This is a genomic window from Moorena sp. SIO4A1 (assembly GCF_010672065.1).
Classification (GTDB): Bacteria; Cyanobacteriota; Cyanobacteriia; order Cyanobacteriales; family Coleofasciculaceae; genus Moorena.
This window is the reverse complement of the sequence record NZ_JAAHHX010000063.1, coordinates 15,793-37,167: the sequence shown is the minus strand read 5'-3', so window position 1 is coordinate 37,167 and position 21,375 is coordinate 15,793. Positions and strand designations below refer to the sequence as shown.

The following is a 21,375-nucleotide window of genomic DNA, read 5'->3' as shown; positions in this document are numbered from 1 at the left end:
CTACTGGTGGATGAAGCCCATGGACCTCACTTTGCCTTCCATCCCGATTTACCCCTGGATGCCCTATCAGCCGGAGCCGATTTAACCGTACAATCAACTCATAAAGTACTCGGTGCCATGACTCAAGCATCGATGTTGCACATTCAGGGCAATCGCATTGATGCTCAGCGGTTGAGTAAAGCATTACAGCTAGTTCAATCCACCAGCCCCAGTTACTTACTACTTGCTTCCCTAGATGCGGCACGACAACAAATGGCACTCCATGGAGAACGACTCATGAGTCGTACCTTGAAGCTAGCCCAGGATGCCAAAAGTAAAATCAGCAAAATTCCTGGATTATCAGTTTTAGAACCAATAAAATCCCTAAGATTCCAAGCCCTAGACCCAACTCGCTTAACCGTAAGAGTGACCGAATTAGGATTAAGCGGATTTGAAGCCGATGAAATTCTTCATCAACAGCTCGCTGTCACAGCCGAGTTACCCACACTTCACCACTTAACCTTTATCATTAGCCTAGGCAATACCGAAACAGATATTCAGCAACTTGTACAAGCTTTCACTAAACTTGCCCAAAATAACAACAATTCCTCCACCGAGCAACCTGCCTTCTGTAACCTACAACATGCAACTGGCAACCTGCAACCCTTACTCTCCCCCCGTGAAGCCTTCTTTGCTCCCACCCAAACCCTACCGGTAACCGAAACCATAAACCGGATCAGTGCAGAATTAATCTGTCCTTATCCACCAGGAATACCAGCCCTAATGCCAGGAGAACAAATCAAATCAACTACTATTGAATACCTCCAAAAAATTCTCACCTTAGGTGGTCAAATTACCGGTTGTAGCGACCCCAGCCTCCAAACCCTAAAGGTTATTGACTAGTATAGTAGTTCTCAATTAGATCAGGTACCTCGTGCTGGCTTAATGGGAGTCGGGAGTCGGGAGCGGTGCGACCCGTGGCGAATTTAATTACGGGTCAAGGGCACCGAGGGAGTCGGGAGCGGTGCGACCCGTGGCGAATTTAATTCGACGACTGTAAGCGCAAGCCCAACGGAGTCGGGAGTAGCGCTGCACAGAGGTAAGCTCTTGCCCATTTAAATTAGGTATTATTCAGTTATAAAAAAAACCGTCAAACCCTCTCCCCTGCTCCCATTCCCCCCTTACGCGCGGGGGGTTAGGGGGGATTCGAGCTCCCCTGCTGTCATAACGATAAAATTTAAATGAATACCAGCTTATTGGGGGTTTACCCCCTTAATAAAGAGGGAATAAAATTGAATGTACCTCATAAGTAGGATCAAGGCTATAATCTTTGTAAATATTTATGGTTATTTCGTACAAAGGGATGCTTTTTTGTAATAAAATTGAGCTCCTAATTAGGTTAAAAACTAAATTCTAAAACTATCAAAAATAGACACAGTAATACTTTGATGATAGTAAACTAAAAAAAATAGCCTAACAGGTAACGAATCGCTGTATTTATAATACTATTTATGTGTTATATACCTGAATTGGTTAGTTTAAGAAATCAAAATAACTAAAGGAAAAAAAATACCCCGAAACCTAAATACCACAAATGTCATCCCCAATTTGGCCATACATTACTCCTGGAATCCCAGATCACCTCTTTGAACGCCTACCCGGTATTCCCTTAAGTAAGCGAGAAGTCAGGCTGCTGATCATTTCTGCCCTACGACTAGGAAGCCAAGACCGGTTGTGGGACATCGGTGCTGGAACCGGTACCATTCCTGTAGAAATTGGACTACTGTGTCCCAAAAGTGAGATTATTGCCGTTGAACGGGATGAAGAAGTAGCCAACCTGATTCGACACAATTGCGATCGCTTTAATGTCACCAACGTAGAAGTCATCGAAGGTAACGCCCCAGAATGTCTCAAAGATCTACCATTGAAACCCCACCGAGTTTGCCTTGAAGGAGGACGACCAATCAAAACTCTACTCAAAGAAGTCTGGCCCTACCTACAATCTCCAGGGAGGATAGTCGCAACCACCAACAATCTAGAAGGACTCTATGCCATCTCAGAAGGCTTAGCGGAGTTACAGGCTCGCAATATCGAAGTCGTTCAGTCAGCCGTCAATCGCCTAGAGACACGGGGGAATTATCAAACATTTGCAGCAGTTAACCCCATTTTTATTCTTAGTGGAGAGAAGTTAGAGTAAGGAATAGACCCATTCAGGGAACAAAATTAACAATAATAATATAAATAATCTGTTCTTGTGTCAGAACAGGAGTGTCAAAAAAAAACGTCATATGCCCTGGTTACGGATTTTTAGTGGAATAGTTGCGATCGCCCTGGCGATGGGGATGATCTTACTTGGGGGATGGTATTTTACCATCGGCTTCTGTGTCATTGTCTATTTAGGTCAGTTAGAACTTTTTCAACTAGTAAAAGCGAAAGGCATGGTGCCAGCAACCAAAAGCACCATGTTTGTGTCTCAGCTACTACTAATTACAGCTACCATTTCACCAACCCTGGCTGATGCGGTGTTTCCCATTGCTGGAACATTTATTTGCTTTTACTTACTCTTCCAACCCAAGATAGCAACCATTGCGGATATTGGGGCTTCCATATTGGGTTTACTCTATGGTGGTTATCTGCCCGGCTATTGGGTCCGTCTGCGAGTAGGTTTGACTGAAACGTCCTCCCTAGCTAGAGATGCTACAGTCGCCGCTACCAACCTACCCGGGAGTGGATACTGGTCTAATTTTTCGATAAATCTGAGTCACCTACCTGCTGGGTTAAGTACAACTCTCCTAGCATTTAGCTGTATTTGGGCAGCAGATATCGGAGCTTACACCTTCGGAAAATTTTTTGGTCGCACTCGCCTTTCTATGATCAGTCCTAAAAAAACTGTGGAAGGCGCTATATTTGGCCTTGTCAGTAGTATTGCTGTAGGAATCGCAGGAGCTTGGTATCTGAATTGGCCGTGCTGGCAGTTGAGTGGCATGATGCTCGGAGTAATCATTGGTGTAGCTAGCCTCTTAGGAGACTTAACGGAGTCCTTAATGAAACGGGATGCTGGTGTCAAGGATTCCGGGCAATTAATTCCTGGTCATGGTGGCATTTTAGATCGAACAGACAGCTATGTGTTCACTGCCCCTTTGGTGTATTATTTTGTCACTCTGTTACTACCACTGTTACCGACCTCCCTGTAGTCTGGTTTCAAGGTCAGAATTGGTTCGGTTGATTGATGGCAATACGCAATACATTGATGGCAATACCAAGTTGCGCTACCTTGACTTCGATTGTTAGTTGAGTAGACTAAAAATTTATAGCGGTTTCCAGCTCAGTAGAATACATATTAGCTTCTGGGAAATTCCCACTGCAATCACCAGCTGTATTCGAGAATAAAAACCTGAAAACCGCTATAAAAGTGCATTCTGGATTGGGTAGACGGTAGAAAACACACATGAGCAGATGGGAGTAAATGGTGCTACATATCAATGCAACTTGGGATAACTATCATGTCCGGATTATAATTAATGTAGGCAAAGACAGAACCAGCAAACGGTTTTTTTGGTTCAAACCCAGCTTGGTGCTAATCACTAATTACGAATTACGCTAATCACTAATTACGATACTAATTAATTAAGATGATTAGTGAGATGATTAGTGAGATGATTAGTTACTAGTGTGATTGTTGAGTTCGAACAGAGCCGAATGAGCTACTTCTAGGCTTAGGCGGACTTGTTCTATAGAAGACAAAGAGTGCCACTGTTCAGATTTAACTGAACCACTGACATTCATGGAGTCTGAGCTACTGCGCATGGCGTAAGCCCACGGACGAGCTAACACCAATAGATCGTCTTCTGTCCAGTTTTGTAACAATGGCTTGACACAAAGCACAAGTTGCTCTGCTAAGGACAAGTTCTTGTGAACAACCTCTTGAGCTCTCGAAGCGATCGCTTCGAGCCATTCTGGAGGCATGCAAGAAGCACATCCGTTAGCTAAAGCTGCCTTCAACGAGTCAATGGTGGATTCGATGCTCGATTCGATGGTTGATTCGATGGTTGATTCGAGCGGTAATTCCCAACACTGATTTAGTCGCTGAAAAAAGGCAAGAGATTCCTGAGCAATTTCCTGGTGATCTTGGATTTCGTCCAGGTAAAAACCTGCTTCTAGCTTAGCAAAATAAGCTTCTGCTTCTGGATGAGTTGGATCCCAAGGATAAAACTCCTCTTCTGGCTGTAATAGTAATTCTAGTAGTTCTTCTTGGATTTGAACCGAAGTATCCTCAAAATATGATTGTTGATGTTCTTGATATTGAATAGCTTGGCTGTTCATAATGCCCCTCCTGTTTGGGTTAGTAGATGAAACCTGACATAAAATAGCTACATCAATTTTTGAGGAAGTTCCGCAACAGCTGAAAAAATAATCTGGACTTCTCAGCGCGTGTTTAATTCCCATGGCAACACCACTTTCGTTCCTCAACTTATGTGTGATCTATGTGAGCTATTGAGAGAAGCTCTTAGGTAGACAGCCACTAGTTGCAATTTGACTCTAAGCAGTGTTTAGCGTGAAACTTCCATTGTTAACAGCATAGTTAACAGCATAAGCTGCACTTTATCCTCGGCACGAGGATAGTCCGACTCAAGATTCTGGGGAGTCAATAATAAACTCGAAGATCTGACCACGAGGACCACCAAACTTAAGCTGAATACCCGACCTTAGCTGAACTTCCTGATGATGAACGGTTTTCCAACCATTATCGATTAATATTCTCGTCCCATTACGAGAAAAATCCCTCAAGAAGTAAGTTGGATCCGAGCCTTGGTCAGTGAAAGCATCACGGCAGATAATTTCAGCATGTTGCTTACTAACACAAACTTCGGGAATCACCAAATCGTTGTAAGATTGTAGGCGTCCCACTCGCATCACTCCACCTCGAATCGGCCAGACCTGATCGGTTTTTCCAATCGAACGCAAAGATGCCGTTGGGGCAGGACTTTCAACCCAGCTTGAGGTGATGGTGGGCAGTTCTGTAATTCCTTCTCCCACCGGTTGGATTAATTCCCCTTCAAACTGAGGATGCATATAAAGGATAGGCAAGGTCCAGGCTGGTTGGTTAAACTTGTAAAGGGTCAACAGGTGCTGTCTGGCCACAGCTACAGCATGGTCAATGGGCATCCGCTCTGCCAAGGCTTGGGCGAATGCTTTAATAAAACTCACGGCTTCTTGGTCAGCAATGGAGTCCCGCATCCCCAAAACTGCTGGAACACCTTGGTGAATGAGCACCTCAGCTAAACTACTACGGGGAATGGTTTGGGAATTCACTTGGTCAGGTTTGGCACTCCAACAGGCATTGAATACAGCTAAGGTAACCTGGGTGCGCACCAGAACCTGAGCCAATTCCGTACCACTAATTTTCGCATCCGAGCGTAAAAATAGCAAACCTCCGTCTGGTGCGCTTTCACCATGACCGGCATAGAATAGGATGTTATAGGCACCGGTTTCCAGTGCTTTAATCAGTTCAGCTGGTGTCGGTTGTATTAGTTTTGAGACGTTGCAGGTAACTGGTGGAACGGATTGGTTCCTAGAAGTTTGAGCGGCTCTACCAGCTTGAAGGGCATTTACCAAGGTAGCCGCTTCTTTTTCGAGATCCAAATTGGTAGTCGAACCATTAAATTTTTGAACCTTCTCTCCTAGAACTAACAAAATATTGAGAGCCTGGTGGGAGCGCAGGGGTTCGAGGGCGTCTACATCACTAGTTGTGCGGCTAAACAGGATTTGCTGAGAAAGGGAAATTGCCTGTTTACCCGCCATGGGTTGTATAATTTCCCAGGGGAGGGGAATGAAATCTGGAGCGCGGACTTCCAAGCGCAGGCGAAGGGGTTTATTTTGTCCCAAGGCAATGCCTTGACTTCGTTCGAGGGCATTGCGAATTGAGCCTTGAAACAGCCACTGCCACAGGTCAATGCCCAAACCTTGCATCAAACGACCACTGTAGCTAATCTCCGGACCTGTAGCACCGTTTTGATTCTCTGAGAGCAAAGTTGTGGGATACTGGTTGTGATGACCACTAATCGGCACATGGTTTGAAAATGGGGAAAACATTTCCTGCCAAGCCAGCCAGGACTGAGTCATGTATTCAGACCAAGTAGAATCATGATGAACCATACCCCCTGGGTAAGGAGCTTTCAGCACCCAGATAGCCAGGTTTTCTCTGCCAGCGGCAGATAGACGAGCGATCGCTAAACTGAGGCAAGGATTTTCGATACCAGACATTAAAGGTTCATCATTATAGGGAATATACCGATGTTTTGATCACTCTATCGAGTCTTGGGTGGTATTGGCGCTATCAATAATGAGGAATTGGTCATTAGTAGGACATCATTAGTTTCCAGTTCTTAGTTGAGGAGTTGAGTGGTTAGTCAGAATCAATGGTGATCTAAAAATTAAAAGCGATAAGCTAATAACTAATTTCTCAAGACTTAGGGAGATTCAGGAGGTTTAGGGGTACTAGACGGAGGCGTCTTTGTCTGACATTGAGTGGCGTGTTTTGGGGTTGGTGTAAAATTACGAGCCATCATAGGTAAAATCTCCTTTTCTCTTATCCACCCTTCTTGTCCCTGTGACACCAAGGTAGCAGAGGGTTTAGTCTGCTGAGAGTTTAACGGTTCTGAAGATGAGCCAACTTTGGGGGAGCTAGCCGTTTGATCCGATGGAATATCCGATGGAATATTAGTTTGTTCGGTTCCAGGTGAGCAAACTCTTAATTTAATCCACCAAGTCTCTTCCTGAGGATACCTTGTTCTAGTAATAACCTGCAAAACGCTACCAGCAGGAACTCTCCCAAGGATTGATTGCTCTTGAGGCTTAACCAAAAGTTGTACAGTTGGACCTACTGTTCTAATAATAGTATCTTGCTTTTTAATTAAGGCAGCTGACTGAGCCTTGGTCGCGGAGTCAGGGGTTTGTGCTGGGAGAGGTTTAGTTTCTGGACTCTGTGTAGGGGTTTTAGAACGGGTTATTTCTTGCTCCTTACCGAGACTCAAAACCCCACTCAGGAAGCGATTTATCTGTCCACTCGCCTTTGGACTCAACATTGGACTCAACAGATAAACGACTACCCCTCCTAAGACCAACAGCACGAATATGCCCAACAACAGTCTCCCAGTCTTCTCAGGAGAGGTTGAAGCTGAATAAGTAGGATTTTGGTCACCAGAGGCATCCCCCTCTTCCATGAGGTTAAGTGTGAGCAACGCTGTTTTTTGTTCATCAGTAGAAGCGGGTTGCTGATCACTCTTAACGAACATTACAGTATTGTTGGTCTCGAGAGTGGGAAGGGATTCTAGCTGTGGCGGTGATAGTTGGATTGGCAAGGAAGGCTGGCTTGGTGTGACTTGACAGTAAATCAACGCCACCGTAACATTGTCGTGTCCGTTTTTGGTATTAGCAAGCTCAATGATGCGTTCTGCTGCTTTCTTCAAATCAATTTGACCGTCGAGAATGGGCAGGATTTCTGTTTGCCAGTACTGCTCGACTCGGTCATTGTCACTAAGACCATCAGAACACAGCAGAAACACACAATCTTCATCCAACACCAAGCGCTGTACAGTCGGGTGCAGTGTGGTTGATGAACCCATGCCTAAAGCCTGCACTAGGGCACCAGATGTTGGTTGTTGTAGAGCATGTCGGTAAAGGGTATATCCAAGCCGCACCTCTCGAGACGCTAAATCATCATCTAGAGTAACTTGGTGACAACCATGGCGACTCACCCAATAGATTCTGCTATCCCCGACATGGGTAATGTATATTTCATGGGCATGGGTTCTAGCCATGACCAAGGTTGTTCCCATACGCTGCCGATCAAATCGGTTCTCATGATCATTGCGTTGGCTAATGGAGTCATTGGCAGCACAGACAGCTTTTTCCAATTCCAGGGTTAGAGTGGTTGGGTTCCACACCTTCAGTTTAGCTGGAAGTTGTTTGAGCTGTTGTCGGAGAGTGTCAATCGCCAGTTGGGAGGCAATTTCACCACCTGCTTGTCCACCAATGCCATCGCAAACCATTGCCAAAGCTTCCTTACCTCTTGAAGAGCTAATTAGCTTACCACTAGGAGGGTAGCAAGCGTCTTCATTGTGGCTACGACCCGGACCGGTATCGGTACGAGTGAGAGTCTTATAGGTTCTCGATTGCCATGACCGGCATTCAAACAACCCTTTCGCCAGTAATGCTAACAGCTGCTCTGATGTCTGTATCTGTCCTTTTGTAAGCTGGGAACAGAGTTGTTGGCAAAACTCACTAATAACAGGGGAAGCCCCCTCAAGCAGTTGTGACCACAGCTGACCCAGCTGTTTTAAGGTTGGTGCTGGCGTTTGATCAGGCTGCAATTCCAACAACCTTAGCAAGGCTCCTTCCACCCGCACCAGGTTTGATTTCAGTAAGCTAGACGCTACCCCTTCTCGGCTCAAAGGTTGCCACAGTGAAGCCCATTGCTGCAGCCAGTTGAGTTGGCGTACTGGTGAGGCATCTTTCCAGACGCTAGTGAGTTCTGGTGACAGTTGTCCAAGAGTATTAATGTTCCCTGTTGCCTGAATTGGTACTCCTTCGAGTAACCAAATCTCTTTGTTATGCCTTGGCTGAGGTGTTAGCAGACCATACACTTGAGGCAGGTGTAATCCATAGGAAACCAGTCTCAAGTATGGGGTTATGGTTTGAGGAATCTCTAGTGGGGTCTCTGGCGGTACCGCTGGTTGAGTATCTAAAAGAACACGAGAATGAATCAGGAGGTAGCGCTTAGCAATAACTTCTCCCGGTTGAGCGGCTTTTATGCCTGACCCAATAGCCCACAAGTATCGTCTGAGCAGCGGCGTGCGACATTTTTGGCAGAACTTGTTGGTCTGGGGATTGGGAGCCTGACATTGATGGTTTGGGCAGTGGAGCGTTGCCGCCGGATTGTCCATGAAACTCTTTGCTGCTAAAGATAGCCTGATGGAACCGGGTTAACATTAGCACAGCTTTCTTTGAAGGAGTGATGTGCCAACAAAGGAAGTGCCAAAATCAGCCCATTGATTACAGATTGTAGCGCTTGACTTACGGGCTGGTTAATGATTTACGTCAATAGTGAATGAATTCCCCTGAAACATTCGTTCGCAGCAATGATTACCCTATGGTCTATGGGGAAGGTCAGCATTAAGTTTTATGTATTAATTTTATGTATTAATCATTGCGCAATATTGACCGGTTCCCCTCACTCATAGCACTAATCTTGATTAGCTCAGGCCAGATCAGCAAAAAGTACGTCCACCAAAGCAGAATTGGCATAGCAACGAGTAGTGTTATCCAGAGGGTTTTGAAAACTACCCAGATACTTAAGATGATGCCCCCTCCGGTCAATAGGATTGACCAGGGTTGGCACCACCAAGGCTTATAACTCCAAGGATTGAATTTTTTTTCTGTAGACAAGATTAGTCTTTTAAGCTACCACGACTTACTTCTTTGCACTAAGCAAGGGATTGATTAAAAGCATGAGAACCTCAAGTAAACCAGCTACAGTGTGGCGGGGGATGAAGGCAGACAGGCGCTTGAGTTATTCGCTCCCGTCGTGACTTGGTTTGAAAGTAGCTTGTCAGCCCATCTCCTACTGCCTAATTCTCAGGTTCTACTTGGGGCAATCCCATACTGTAATTAATCACTCGGCTTTCCGTATTGTAGCTAATTTGTCCATTTTGCAAAAGCGATCGCACAAGGTGTTCTAGGTCAGAACCGATACGACGGAGGTTGTATTCGGTCAAATCAAATCCGCTGTAGGATTCAACCAACTCATCGAACTTCCGGTAAACCTGCTGTAGAGCGTCTTCATTCCAATTGAATTCGTTATCGGGGTCAATGTCTAAGGTTAAGACATTATCGCTCCCGACTAGTTCGTTATTTTTTACCTCTGCTGTATAGATTCGGACGTGACGAGTGGTGGACTTTAACAGCATCTAGAAACCTCCTGCTCACAGCCTTTATTTTTTCATCTTTTCAGGCACTAGTCAATGCTGACCATTTGAATTACCCACAAACCAATCAAAGATTTGGGGTTGAGGGCTTCGAGTTTGAGCCGCTTTTGCCTCTAGTCCTGTACAAGTACAGAACTAGAGCACATACCCCAGATATAGATTCGACGCATTCAAGGGATCGTAGGAGCAAACCAACTATTTAGCTAGTCAAATCCCAATTACTGACCTCTTGACCTATACGCTATATGTAGTGTTTGTGATTTCGCCAGTAAGGAGATAATGGTCTGACAAGCACGTGCATGAGATTTGACAGACATTACCAAAAAGTTACTTACTCTCATAGTAGGTTTCCCTACAACCTTAGACAGCAGTCCCCTTGACCTGTTCCCGCCGTGCGGGCCATTGGCGCTACTGGATGTGATCGATATATATCATTTATCAATTTGGTGAGGTACAAATTACTGGGGAGTCGGGAGCGGTGCGACCCGTGGCGAATTTAATTCGACGACTATAAGCGCAAGCCCTGGGAGTCGTCGGGAGCGGTGCGACCCGTGGCGAATTAAATTCGACGACTGTAAGCGCAAGCCCTGGGAGTCGGTTTAATAAGAGTTTATGGATTATGGTTTTCCGGGACTGGGGGAATAAAAAAAACTGTGTACCTCATGATTCTGATAATTAATAGAGCAACCTGGGTTTTAGCGGCGGTCTCCACGGGGGAAGAAAAATGAACAATACATGCACTAGACATCTGCATAAAATCGGTTTTGACCCAGGCATTACAAGGGTTTGAGGTTAATTTTTGGAGATGTCTACTAATAGCATATCCTGATACTCTAAAGGGAAAAACTATATTAAGTAAAGTCAAACACACTAATCCAATGTCATAGCTTAAAAAAATGTCTGGTACCATGGAAGATATTGCTAGACAAGCCCACCAGGGTAGCGTGGTGGCAATTATTCAAACACTGAATGAACGATTAGCCGATTTTGGGGTGAGAACTAGAGCCATTCTGGCTGATGGTGTATTGCAAGTTTTGTGTGAAGCAGCAAAACCAGAACAGCTGGAACAATCGATTCTAGTCAGTCAAATCCAGGAAATTCTGGAAGAGATTTCACCGCGTAACATTCGTCGTGTCAGGATCAACAGCCGCATCGTGCGAGAGGAACAATTACTCTGGTTAGAAGAAATTAGCCGTGACCCAGACAATCAGCTGTTATGGTACGAAGACATCACCCTTACTAGGCCAAATTTCTTCAAGCAACTGGCTCAAACCTTCAACAATCGCCAAAACCTACCGAGCCAGCAACTGGCTCTAACACCAGGATTTTCCCGTCAACTGAGCCAAAAAAAACTACCGAATCAGCAACTGGTCTTACCGCCAGCTTCTTACAGTCAACTACGTAAAAAAGGTCGATTGCAGCAAGGTGTTGTGATTGGGTTAGGTTTGGGTTTATTCCTGATCGTAGTAGGTTGGTTACTCAATGATTGGTTTGGGAGGGAAATCGAATCCCTAAACCCAACTCAAGCCGACGATTGGGCAAAAGACCCAGCCAATTCTTATTCCGAGGGATCTTCTAGTAATCCAGACCCCCCCTTTACTCAGGACCCCTTTACTGAGGCAATGCGCCTAGCTCAAGAAGCAGCCGCAGCAGGCGAAAGTGTCGAAACCTCAGCTCAATGGTTAGATGTGGCAGCTAAGTGGGAACGGGCATCAAATCTAATGGAGACGGTAAAACCTGATGACCAACGCTACCAGATAGCTCGTTATCGGGTTATACTTTATCGAAAAAACAGTGAGGAAGCTCAAAAACAAGCTAGAAATAAGCGCTCCTAGTGGTGTTGAATTGAAGTTTTAAATAAGTTTTGTTTAAAAAACGGTATAAAAAGGTGCTCAATCGGTGTTTAAGGTGTTTAAAATTAATCGATGTCAATCCCAGAGGTGCGCTTTCCAAGGCCGCGAGCAATCCCTCGCGGCCTTGGAAAGCTCACCATTGAGAGATATCTGGAGTTTCTCAATTCTCTCCTGGGTTTCCAGGTACTAGTAGTCTACCCAACTCAGAGGCGCGCGCCTTTTGGGATTTTTACGCTCTGTGCTTAGGTCAAAACTCCAAAAAGCCCTCACCCAATCTACCGATCAAAATTAATTGGGTAAACGAATCTCGAGCAGTAACCATTTTGAGATCGCGGTGCGCGCCAGTTCGCGCCCCGCGTCGGGCTTTGCCTAAAGGCGCGACCCAAGGCCGTGAGCAATCCCTCACGGCCTTGGAGGCGCGACAATGACGCGAATTAAATTCGACGACTGTAAGCGCACCGGGGGCGAGTTTAACTCAACTGTGACGATTACATGATGGGAGTTGTGCCACCGACCCACAGCTTCTCCTCTAACCAGAGTGATGATTGAACGGGTGTGTCGGTCGGTTGTCGTAAAAAACTGCAATATCTTGATCAAAAGCACTCTGATGCCGGGAACACTAATCCTAGCGAGATTACTGTTTTAACAGTAGTTGCTCTAGTCAAGACCAGTATTCACAAGTTGTGCAACAAGCATAATGGATGCAGAAAGCGCGATTTTTGCCCCAAGAGTAAATTCCATCAACTCCCGTCTCTCAGGTACATTTGAACCAACCTTTAGCCAGGAGCATCAAGGTTCACTCATGCCTTACCCGACAGAGTTAGCTCAGATCGGGCAACAAATTGCTAAGACGATACTAAATACCTCAGAAACGCAAACTCTGTTGGCGATGCTCGCCAAGGCTATAGGAGAGAGTTTTGAGGTGGATAACTGTTTAATTGGGGCGCTGGCTAACCCTAGCACTACACCCCAACTAGCCTGGTGGCGTGCTGATCAACACCTCGACCCAGAACACCGATACTACAAAAATCCAGTGCAACTGCTGGAACTCTTAACCACAGAGGATGACTTAGGCAGTGACTCAGTACTGGCAATTTCAGATTGGCAAAAATCCGATGCTTGGTCTAACTTAGATTTGGGTGAAGAAGTGCTATCTGCCAGGGCAATACTGAAGACCTCAACAAAGTTTCAGTCTGTAGTCAACGGGGTAATTGTTTTAGGAAAAGCCCAGCCTTACCAATGGAAAAAGACAGAGCAAGAACAGTTAATTGTTGTTTCCCAATGGGTATCGGTAGCAATTTCTCAAGTTCAGCTAAACCACCAAGTGAAGGCTGCTACTCGAGACCAAACTCTGCTCAACCAATTGAGTCAAGTGATGCATAGCTCTCTCAATCTCCTGGAGATTTTCCAGATAGCTACCACGGCTGTTGCTGAAGCACTTCAGGTGTCACGGGCACTACTGCTACTCTTAGATGAAACGAATCCCCTGTGTTGCTCTCTACCAGGACAGCATTCACCAAAACATGATCTGACAGTGGTTTGTGAATGGTTAGAGGAAACCTCGACTACTGATCTATTTTCAACAGGAGACGCACTGTTAAATCAATCCTTCCCAGTTTCTGAGTGTTCTTGGTACCAAGAGGCTCTCAAGCAAGCCCCTGAACCGATAGTCATTACCCATAGACCAGATCACCCGATTGGTAAATCTGACCACCAGAGCATCTCACTCCTAGATCAGAACCTAAAGCCAGGGTTACTAATCTGTCCTCTGGTTGGGGCAGATAATCATGGTTTGCTATCCGTTAAGGTTTTGGGGTTCTTGGTCTTGCAAAATACTCAACCTCGCCCTTGGCTAGAGAATGAAATTAACTTGGTCAAGTGGGTCAGTACACAAGTTAGTAGCACTATTATCCAAAATCAGACTCTCCAGCAAGTACAATCCCTTGTTGAAGAACGCACGGCTCAGTTACAACATAGTCTGAAAGTTCAGGCAGAGTTATACGAAAGAACTCGCCAGCAAATGGGTCAGCTAAAAGAATTAAATCGCCTCAAAGATGAATTTCTCAGTAGCATGAATCATGAATTGCGGACACCTTTGACGGCAATGAGTCTAGCGATTCGGATGTTGCGTCAACCCAAACTTGATCTTGAGCGTCGTGCCAAATATCTAGAAATCCTTGAGCAACAGTGTAATCAAGAAATTGAGCTAATTAACGACCTGTTGAGTCTACAGCAGCTGGAATCTGACCAGTCCCAACTGCACTTGCAAAGAATTGACCTGATGCCGATGATTAAGCACTTGGCTAAATCCTTTGAGTACAAATGGGCGGAGAAAGGCTTAACCTTAACAATCAATAGTTCACTACCATCGCTGTTTATCAACACCGACGCTGAAAGCCTTAACCGTATCTTGCTGGAACTTTTAACCAATGCTGGTAAGTATTCTCACCCAAATACTACAGTGGTGATTGAGGTAACTGAGCAAATCCAGCAATCGGTGAAGCAGATTGTGATGAGTTTGAGCAATATTGGTCAAGGGATCTCTCCAGAAGACCTCAAACATATTTTTGATAAATTCCATCGCGGTCAGGGGATGACCCAAAGGGCAGTTCAGGGTACTGGTTTGGGTCTAGCGCTAGTAAAATGCTTAGTGCAGCATCTCAATGGGACAGTAGATGTCTCCACTGGCCCGTCTGACACTCCTCGCACGTCTCGGGTATCTTTCACAATTACTCTGCCCCAGGTTCAATCTTTTATTTGACACTCCCCGGCCTGTTCGCGTAGCGTCGGCTTTGCCGAAAGGCACGAGGATTCCTAGATCAACGAGCCGCCGTAAACCGCCGAGTTCCAATCTTTGACGCCGCCAAAAACAGGACAATACTCAACCAAAAATCCGTGAAAACACCAAATTCCCAGTTAATTCACGACAGACCTAGAGGGCAGTTCTCCTTAGGCGTTCGAGTACTTGCTGGAAGTGCCTTAAAAGTCCGTTTGCCTTCCTTTTCCTCAGGTTCCGGTGTGCCCCACCGTACCTTGTTTAATCTCAAAAGTGATTCTTCTAGGTTCACACGCCAACGGTTAATTGACGGTTGGGTTTTTAAAGAGGACTTTCCCTACCCTCTAGGCATTACTTCTTTGTGGTCGTTCGCGTAGCGTGACCTACGGTCAATCAGTTACGGGTCTCTCTCCCGGCTGAGCCAACGGTTTTTCAGCCTGTACCTATCTTAATTATACATCGGCTTTGACGATTATTCCAGAAAAGTCGTCCTAGAAGGACGAGGCTTTAAACCCAAGATTTTTGGTAAAACTTAGTCATTAGTAAGTAAGAAGGCAAAACTAATGACTAATAGCTCGGAAGACTAACTGGGAAGAATAGGTATTAAAGCGGATATGATCTGATTTATACTCCCGGATTGGATCGGAGTAACTATGAATAGCTGAGTATGCTCACAACTGATGCGCCCAAGCCACCACGTTGGCAACAACCTAACTATTCCCCCCTGGCTCGCCAGATCGATATTTTTACTGCGGCAGCGCAGTTTATGGTTTATTTATGGTGGGACAAGGTATCGGCTAATAATTCCCCCAAGCAAAGAAATCGTCGAGCCCAGTGGTTAGTTAGAAAGCTCTTAGACTTAGGTCCAACATTCATCAAGATTGGGCAGGCACTATCCACACGCCCTGATTTACTTAGCTTAGAATATGTGAATGCCTTGGCGCAATTACAAGATCGGATCCCAGAATTTAGTGTAACCGATGCAATAACTCTAATTGAATCAGAACTGGGTCACGACCTTCATAGTTTGTATCGGGATTTTGAGCATTTTCCTCTAGCCGCTGCCAGTTTGGGACAAGTTCATAAAGCCCGATTGCACACTGGGGAAGATGTAGTCGTTAAGGTTCAGCGTCCTGGCTTAGAAAAGCTATTTAACCTAGATTTTGAGATTATCCATCGATTGATTCGTTTTGTCAATCGATTTGTTCCGGGAACCAAAAAATATGATTTGGATTCCATAATCCATGAGTTTTTTAACCTGCTCTATCAAGAAATTGACTACATCCATGAAGGTAAAAATGCTGAGAGTTTTCGTCAAAATTTCAGCAATTATGCTCGCATTAGTGTCCCAAAAGTCTACTGGCGATATACAACTAAAAAAGTTTTGACTATGGAGTATATGCCGGGAATTAAAATTGATGACCGTCAGACCCTAGAATCCCTCGGCATAAATCCTAAAGAAATTATTCAGCTGGGAATTTGTTGCTACCTCAAGCAGTTATTACAAGATGGCTTTTTTCAGTCTGACCCTCATCCTGGAAATATGGCAGTCTCTCCGGAGGGCAGTCTGATTTTTTATGACTTTGGCACAATGCTGGAGGTCAAGTCCATGAATAAAGACCAAATGCTCCAGACTTTTTTTGCTGTACTGCGTAAGGACACTGATCAGGTCGTTAATAGTTTAACTTACATGGGGTTAATTGAACCCATGTCAGATCTCAAGCCAGTCAAGCGATTAGTTGCTTTTCTACTGGAAAAATTTACCGAAAAGCCCATAGAATTACAAGCTTTTGAGGAAATCAGTAGCGAACTTTACTTAATGTTTGAGCAGCAACCTTTTCGCCTACCAGCACAACTGACATTTATTTTAAAGTCACTAACAACTCTTGATGGGATCGCTCGTGCCCTAGATCCCCAATATAATTTGTTAGTTGCTACTGAGCCTTTTGTTAAAAGCCTGGCTGTTTTTCAAGGGCGGGGGAATATAGTGGGGCAACTAGCCAAACAAGCTAGGGATTTTGTGAAATATAACTTACGTAAGGCTAGCCCTACCGAACTAGCCATTCGACGCTTAGAAGAGCGGCTCGAGCTGGGGGAGTTACAATTGCATGTGCGTTCTGTAGAAAGCGATCGCACTCTCAAGCAGATCACGCTTGCTCTGAAAAGCCTAATTTATGCTTGTTTAACTGGATTTACTCTGGTAGCTGGTACTATTTTCCTCTCAGTTCCTCATAGTGGATGGGCGATAGCCGCCTTTGCCTTTTCCGGATTCTGGTTTTTGATTTTGCTGCGTTCTCTGATTAACTTAGCCATTAGAGAAAGACTGGATAGGTTAGCCCAAAGGTAGGCAATCTGATTGCAAATCGCCTACCTTTAACTCTTGTATGTAAGCATTCAGCCGTCAGCCGTCAGCCGTCAGCCGTCAGCCGTCAGCCGTCAGTGGTCAGCGGTCAGCGGTCAGCCGTCAGCAGACTTAACTCAGATTAAACCAATGCTTACCTCTTTTATTAAAAAGCTGATAGCTGATAGCTGAGTGCTTACTCTTGTATTTTTTGCTTCTTTAGATACCCCCAAGGGAATTCGAATCCCTGTCGCCTCCGTGAAAGGGAGGTGTCCTAGGCCTCTAGACGATGGGGGCTTATTGATTTCACTTTTATAAGTGTAGCGGATATTTTGGTTTGTGTCAAGTGTTTGATCAGGAAAATTTTTTCCACTCCCGTTACTTGATACTATTTCGTAACTGTTCTAGGCGCTGCTGAGCCTTGGCATCCAAGGAATTGACTAAAAAACGACCACTAGAGGATTTCTGTGGTCGGTATTTGCGGCGGGTTCGACGAGCTGTGAATTCAACATCGCTGAGCAACTGCTGGGAAGACATGCATTGAGCACCATACCCCACAACCGTCAATTGCTCTGCCCGATCTGAGGTAGCGACGATCAGACGTTTCGTTGGTTTAACAAGCTTGTTTCTATAGGAGGCGCAAAATTTTTCGATGTAAGTGTCTGCTGTCTCCCCAAAATCGGTGTAGTAAACCGATAAGTGATTAGTTATCACCTCACGACTGTTAGGGGTATTGAGTGAGTGAGCATCAAAGACAATCTCAGTGTCATAGCCGACAAAGGCACTGTAATTGGCTAGGGTCTCAATTAACTCTTGGCGAGAACTCATGAGACCATCACGATCACGGGTATTTTTCAGGAAAGACCAAGAGCCAATGACGTTATAGCCATCAACTAGTAAAATAGCCAGCGGTGAAGAACAGGACATTTTTCATGGTATTATACTGTTTACCGTCCGTATGGACTAAATATTAGCGCTAATTTTAACATTTCTTTATATTAGTATAAATTGCACTTGAGCAAAAGGCAAAAGGATTGAGCAAAAATGACACTCAACATTTAACTATTAACATATAAACTATTATAGTCACAACTTTAAGTATTATAATTAACGCTTAGCAGTTAACATTTAGCCGATTACAAACCCTACGACTTTCTGGAAACTTCCCGAGAATCAGTGATTATGACTTACCAGTCTTTGCTTCAGGCGTTCCGGTTGACCTTGGTCAATGACCCGACCCTGGTCTAACAAAAATGCTCCATCACAATAATCCAGCTCATCCAAGCGGTGGGTAACCCAAATGGCTGTCAATCCTCGACTTTTGACTAAATTTCGCACTTGTGACACTAAATCCATCTGGGTATCTGGATCCAGTAGGGCAGTGGGTTCATCTAACAATAAAATCTCGCACTGTCTTGCGATCGCACCAGCGATCGCAATTCGCTGCTTCTGACCACCGCTGAGGGCATAGATCGGGCGTCGCTCTAGCTCTAGTAAATTCACCGCAGCTAGAGCTTCTTTTACCCGGGCTTGAACTTGAGCTAGGTCGAGCTTTTCGGCTACCAGTCCAAAGGCTACATCGGCACCTACGGTAGGCATGACTAGCTGATGATCAGGATTCTGGAAAACAAAACCTGGTGAACCGGCTAGGTAAATGTCACCGGATTGGGGGGACAATAAACCAGCCAGTAATCTAAGTAAGGTTGATTTACCACTGCCATTGGTTCCCAAGAGCATCCAAAATTCCCCCTTAGGGACTTCCAGGGAGCAAGATTGCAAAACTGTCCCCCCTTTAGGCCAGTTGAAGCCAACCTCTGTTACTTGAATTGCTGGTTGATTCATTAATATATCTTGCTCCATGAATTTATTCAGCCATGGCAAAGAAGCCGGGAGTACGTCCTGAGCCTGTGGCTCCAGATTTTTGAGAAATAATTGCTGCACTAATCTGATCGCTGAGAACGCCAATTTTCTTCTCTGGCTGGTGATCGCAGCTGAGTTCTAACAACTGAGGATGCCCAGAGCGCATGGCTGTCAAAATTTCCTGGTAGGTCGCTTGCGCCTCTTCTTCTGACTTACGTTGCACAGACAGTGGCATGGGTGTATTCCTTAGAATCAAGTCAATGGTGAACATGGAGTATCAAGCTGTAGCGCGTTCTATTAATGTACTTCTTCTTATCTTAGACCCCAGCCCAAACCGGCGTAAGAGCGGTATCTTGGGTACAGTTATTACCTAATTTTTTTTTAGGGGGTAGCAAAATTAAGAATTATGACATATTATGATAGTTATATTAGACGAAGTTTACTTTTCTTTACTTAGACTGCCTTTAATAAAGAAAGTAAATCGCCTTACCGTACTTATATATATCTGGAGATCCTTGCTATGACAGTAGCAGTAGGACGCGCCCCCAGCACCAGAGGATGGTTTGACATCCTCGATGACTGGCTCAAGCGCGATCGCTTTGTATTCGTCGGCTGGTCCGGCATTCTATTGTTCCCCTGTGCCTACATGGCTTTGGGCGGCTGGTTGACTGGTACCACCTTTGTGACTTCTTGGTACACCCATGGTTTAGCATCTTCCTACCTAGAAGGCTGCAACTTCCTGACCGTAGCAGTATCATCTCCTCCCAACAGTCTGGGACACTCCCTGCTGCTATTGTGGGGACCAGAAGCTCAAGGAGACTTGACCCGCTGGTTCCAACTAGGAGGGTTGTGGAGCTTTGTGGCATTCCACGGAGCGTTTGGTCTAATTGGGTTCATGCTGCGGCAATTTGAAATTGCGCGTCTAGTAGGCATCAGACCCTACAACGCGATCGCATTCAGTGCGCCGATTGCAGTATTTGTCAGCGTGTTCCTGATGTACCCATTGGGACAGTCGAGCTGGTTCTTTGCTCCTAGCTTCGGAGTAGCAGGTATCTTCCGTTTCATCCTGTTCCTGCAAGGCTTCCACAACTGGACACTGAATCCCTTCCATATGATGGGCGTAGCCGGGGTACTAGGTGGTGCTCTGCTGTGTGCCATTCATGGGGCAACGGTGGAAAATACCCTGTTCCAGGATGGGGACAAAGCAAACACCTTCCGGGCGTTCAACCCGACCCAAGCGGAAGAGACCTACTCAATGGTCACCGCTAACCGCTTCTGGTCTCAAATCTTCGGGATTGCCTTCTCCAACAAGCGCTGGTTACACTTCTTCATGTTGTTTGTGCCAGTAACTGGCTTGTGGATGAGTGCAGTGGGAATTGTAGGTTTAGCATTAAACCTGCGAGCCTATGACTTCGTGTCCCAGGAAATCCGGGCAGCAGAAGACCCAGAGTTTGAAACCTTCTACACCAAGAACATTTTGCTGAACGAGGGTCTACGGGCTTGGATGGCTCCGGCAGACCAACCTCACCAAAACTTTGAGTTCCCTGAGGAAGTACTGCCTCGCGGTAACGCTCTGTAAGACTCCAAAGCTGATCCCGAATTAAGGTTAGCGCTTGGATTTTCTCAAAGCCCCACCAGGAGGTGGGGCTTTGAGCAGTTCTAGAAAAAGAAAACTGGAACGCTCTGAGCAATATTAGGCGAATTTATCATGATCCTAGTTTGCAGAGGTTGCAATTTGATCGATAGTCTGTTAACTTAAGGAAAGGTGATAATCCTGGAAAGGTAAAAAAAACCGCTTAGGGATTAAAGGAGGTGATGCCCATGGAAGATAGTAGTAAAATCATGGGTCATCTGGTTGGAGTTAGCCGGCTGTGCGCCGGGGCTGTTCTCTAGGAGTTAGCTGGATTCTCTACGGAGAATCTATATGACTGCTTAGGCAGGGCTACCTAAGAGTTCCTCTCGGCAGCCTGGTTTCAATCAGAAGACCCGCTAGACCGCTCTCACACCAGGTGTTATGGATTAACCAAAACACTAGCCGTGAGAGCGGATAGTTTTTTGTATGGGATTGTTTAAGGAGTGCATCTAAGAATCATGGCTCAACTACTCAGTGATGCAGAAATTAAAGCCAAGGCGAGTCAGCTAGAAGACTGGAGTGTGGAAGGGAAAACCCTGCGTAGTAATAAGACATTCAAGGGTTTTGTAGAAGCGATCGCGTTTGTGAATAAACTTGTTGACCCATCTGAAGCTGCAGAACACCATCCTGACCTAGAGATTTCCTACAATAAGGTAACGATTACTTTAACCACTCATGATAGTGGTGGCTTAACCTCGAAAGATTTTGACCTAGCGCAAGTTATTTCAGAGCTGGGTTAATATGCTTTAAATAACTCTAAATAAGTGACAATCGCCTTAGCAATAGACCCCAAGCCAGAAGAAGTTCATCCACTGGCAAAAGAAAAAAAGTTTGTATAGCACTTTGTCGATAAAGGCTATAGTATAAGAATTGTTCCTCTAATAAATTGTTCCTGTAATAGGTTAATAGGTTTTATCGCAATAGCGCTGATTCTTAGATAAAACCAA

General features: G+C 45.2%; 17 protein-coding genes, 1 tRNA gene and 1 pseudogene. 10 read left to right on the top strand and 9 right to left on the bottom strand.

Translation table 11 applies throughout. The features are described 5' to 3' along the window. From F6K53_RS28660 to F6K53_RS28650, 3 genes and pseudogenes are all read left to right on the top strand, one after another. A pseudogene (locus F6K53_RS28660) lies at positions 1–882 on the top strand (lysine decarboxylase); the annotation flags it as partial. Between the two features lie 691 nt (positions 883–1,573). After that, positions 1,574–2,176 (top strand): precorrin-6Y C5,15-methyltransferase subunit CbiT, encoded by a 603-nt coding sequence (gene cbiT / locus F6K53_RS28655; RefSeq protein ID WP_075897007.1) that lies wholly within the window; start codon positions 1,574–1,576, stop codon positions 2,174–2,176. A 91-nt stretch (positions 2,177–2,267) separates the two neighbouring features. Continuing rightward, positions 2,268–3,173: a phosphatidate cytidylyltransferase gene (locus F6K53_RS28650; RefSeq protein ID WP_293028543.1), complete on the top strand. Its 906-nt coding sequence runs from the start codon at positions 2,268–2,270 to the stop codon at positions 3,171–3,173. A 466-nt stretch (positions 3,174–3,639) separates the two neighbouring features. Here the strand turns inward: F6K53_RS28650 and F6K53_RS28645 are convergent, their stop codons facing one another. From F6K53_RS28645 to F6K53_RS28625, 5 genes are all read right to left on the bottom strand, one after another. Further along, positions 3,640–4,302 carry a hypothetical protein gene (locus F6K53_RS28645; RefSeq protein WP_293028540.1) on the bottom strand — a complete coding sequence of 221 codons (663 nt, stop codon included), beginning with the start codon at positions 4,300–4,302 and terminating at the stop codon, positions 3,640–3,642. Between the two features lie 306 nt (positions 4,303–4,608). Continuing rightward, positions 4,609–6,243: a CHAT domain-containing protein gene (locus F6K53_RS28640; RefSeq protein ID WP_293028537.1), complete on the bottom strand. Its 1,635-nt coding sequence runs from the start codon at positions 6,241–6,243 to the stop codon at positions 4,609–4,611. A gap of 206 nt (positions 6,244–6,449) precedes the next feature. Beyond that, positions 6,450–8,924: a protein phosphatase 2C domain-containing protein gene (locus F6K53_RS28635; RefSeq protein ID WP_293065858.1), complete on the bottom strand. Its 2,475-nt coding sequence runs from the start codon at positions 8,922–8,924 to the stop codon at positions 6,450–6,452. A gap of 256 nt (positions 8,925–9,180) precedes the next feature. Continuing rightward, a complete protein-coding gene (locus F6K53_RS28630; protein WP_324293478.1) occupies positions 9,181–9,357 on the bottom strand; it encodes a DUF6737 family protein in 177 nt (58 codons plus the stop codon). A gap of 251 nt (positions 9,358–9,608) precedes the next feature. After that, entirely contained in the window at positions 9,609–9,947 is a 339-nt protein-coding gene (locus tag F6K53_RS28625) for an NAD(P)H-quinone oxidoreductase subunit M (RefSeq protein WP_071102827.1), read from the bottom strand. 914 nt (positions 9,948–10,861) lie between these two features. Here F6K53_RS28625 and F6K53_RS28620 point away from each other — a divergent pair. The 5 genes from F6K53_RS28620 (at position 10,862) to F6K53_RS28600 (ending at position 17,127) form a co-directional block, all read left to right on the top strand. After that, the gene (locus F6K53_RS28620) at positions 10,862–11,800 is read left to right on the top strand and encodes a hypothetical protein (RefSeq protein WP_293083014.1); all 939 of its coding nucleotides are present in this window, start codon (positions 10,862–10,864) and stop codon (positions 11,798–11,800) included. A 715-nt stretch (positions 11,801–12,515) separates the two neighbouring features. Then, entirely contained in the window at positions 12,516–14,579 is a 2,064-nt protein-coding gene (locus tag F6K53_RS28615; RefSeq protein WP_293083012.1) for a GAF domain-containing sensor histidine kinase, read from the top strand. 134 nt (positions 14,580–14,713) lie between these two features. Further along, positions 14,714–14,971, top strand: a complete 258-nt coding sequence (locus F6K53_RS28610; RefSeq protein ID WP_293019501.1) for a hypothetical protein — start codon at positions 14,714–14,716, stop codon at positions 14,969–14,971. A 290-nt stretch (positions 14,972–15,261) separates the two neighbouring features. Next, entirely contained in the window at positions 15,262–16,941 is a 1,680-nt protein-coding gene (locus F6K53_RS28605) for an AarF/ABC1/UbiB kinase family protein (RefSeq protein WP_293036374.1), read from the top strand. Positions 16,942–16,974: 33 nt separating this feature from the next. Next, on the top strand, positions 16,975–17,127 hold the full coding sequence (locus F6K53_RS28600) for a hypothetical protein (protein WP_293036377.1): 153 nt from the start codon (positions 16,975–16,977) through the stop codon (positions 17,125–17,127). Between the two features lie 32 nt (positions 17,128–17,159). Here the strand turns inward: F6K53_RS28600 and F6K53_RS28595 are convergent. From F6K53_RS28595 to F6K53_RS28580, 4 genes are all read right to left on the bottom strand, one after another. Then, positions 17,160–17,232, bottom strand: a tRNA-Glu gene (locus F6K53_RS28595). Between the two features lie 81 nt (positions 17,233–17,313). Then, positions 17,314–17,862 carry an NYN domain-containing protein gene (locus F6K53_RS28590; protein ID WP_293083009.1) on the bottom strand — a complete coding sequence of 183 codons (549 nt, stop codon included), beginning with the start codon at positions 17,860–17,862 and terminating at the stop codon, positions 17,314–17,316. A 246-nt stretch (positions 17,863–18,108) separates the two neighbouring features. After that, positions 18,109–18,777 (bottom strand): energy-coupling factor ABC transporter ATP-binding protein, encoded by a 669-nt coding sequence (locus F6K53_RS28585; protein ID WP_198953961.1) that lies wholly within the window; start codon positions 18,775–18,777, stop codon positions 18,109–18,111. Positions 18,778–18,799: 22 nt separating this feature from the next. Next, complete coding sequence (locus tag F6K53_RS28580; RefSeq protein WP_075896983.1) at positions 18,800–19,066, bottom strand: hypothetical protein; 267 nt, start codon at positions 19,064–19,066, stop codon at positions 18,800–18,802. Between the two features lie 249 nt (positions 19,067–19,315). On the opposite strand from F6K53_RS28580, the gene psbD reads away from it, so the two are divergent. Together psbD and F6K53_RS28570 are read left to right on the top strand one after the other, a co-directional pair. Beyond that, complete coding sequence (psbD, locus tag F6K53_RS28575; protein WP_008183309.1) at positions 19,316–20,374, top strand: photosystem II D2 protein (photosystem q(a) protein); 1,059 nt, start codon at positions 19,316–19,318, stop codon at positions 20,372–20,374. Positions 20,375–20,886: 512 nt separating this feature from the next. Continuing rightward, entirely contained in the window at positions 20,887–21,168 is a 282-nt protein-coding gene (locus tag F6K53_RS28570) for a 4a-hydroxytetrahydrobiopterin dehydratase (protein WP_293019508.1), read from the top strand. Positions 21,169–21,375: the final 207 nt, after the last annotated feature.

Coding starts and splice junctions, on each gene's coding strand:
- F6K53_RS28645 (WP_293028540.1), bottom strand. CDS start 4,302: ATGAACAGCCAAGCTATTCAATATCAAGAACATCAACAATCATATTTT.
- F6K53_RS28570 (WP_293019508.1), top strand. CDS start 20,887: ATGGCTCAACTACTCAGTGATGCAGAAATTAAAGCCAAGGCGAGTCAG.
- F6K53_RS28605 (WP_293036374.1), top strand. CDS start 15,262: ATGCTCACAACTGATGCGCCCAAGCCACCACGTTGGCAACAACCTAAC.
- F6K53_RS28650 (WP_293028543.1), top strand. CDS start 2,268: ATGCCCTGGTTACGGATTTTTAGTGGAATAGTTGCGATCGCCCTGGCG.
- F6K53_RS28635 (WP_293065858.1), bottom strand. CDS start 8,924: ATGGACAATCCGGCGGCAACGCTCCACTGCCCAAACCATCAATGTCAG.
- psbD (WP_008183309.1), top strand. CDS start 19,316: ATGACAGTAGCAGTAGGACGCGCCCCCAGCACCAGAGGATGGTTTGAC.
- F6K53_RS28615 (WP_293083012.1), top strand. CDS start 12,516: ATGGATGCAGAAAGCGCGATTTTTGCCCCAAGAGTAAATTCCATCAAC.
- F6K53_RS28580 (WP_075896983.1), bottom strand. CDS start 19,066: ATGTTCACCATTGACTTGATTCTAAGGAATACACCCATGCCACTGTCT.
- F6K53_RS28640 (WP_293028537.1), bottom strand. CDS start 6,243: ATGTCTGGTATCGAAAATCCTTGCCTCAGTTTAGCGATCGCTCGTCTA.
- F6K53_RS28585 (WP_198953961.1), bottom strand. CDS start 18,777: ATGAATCAACCAGCAATTCAAGTAACAGAGGTTGGCTTCAACTGGCCT.
- cbiT (WP_075897007.1), top strand. CDS start 1,574: ATGTCATCCCCAATTTGGCCATACATTACTCCTGGAATCCCAGATCAC.
- F6K53_RS28625 (WP_071102827.1), bottom strand. CDS start 9,947: ATGCTGTTAAAGTCCACCACTCGTCACGTCCGAATCTATACAGCAGAG.
- F6K53_RS28620 (WP_293083014.1), top strand. CDS start 10,862: ATGTCTGGTACCATGGAAGATATTGCTAGACAAGCCCACCAGGGTAGC.
- F6K53_RS28590 (WP_293083009.1), bottom strand. CDS start 17,862: ATGTCCTGTTCTTCACCGCTGGCTATTTTACTAGTTGATGGCTATAAC.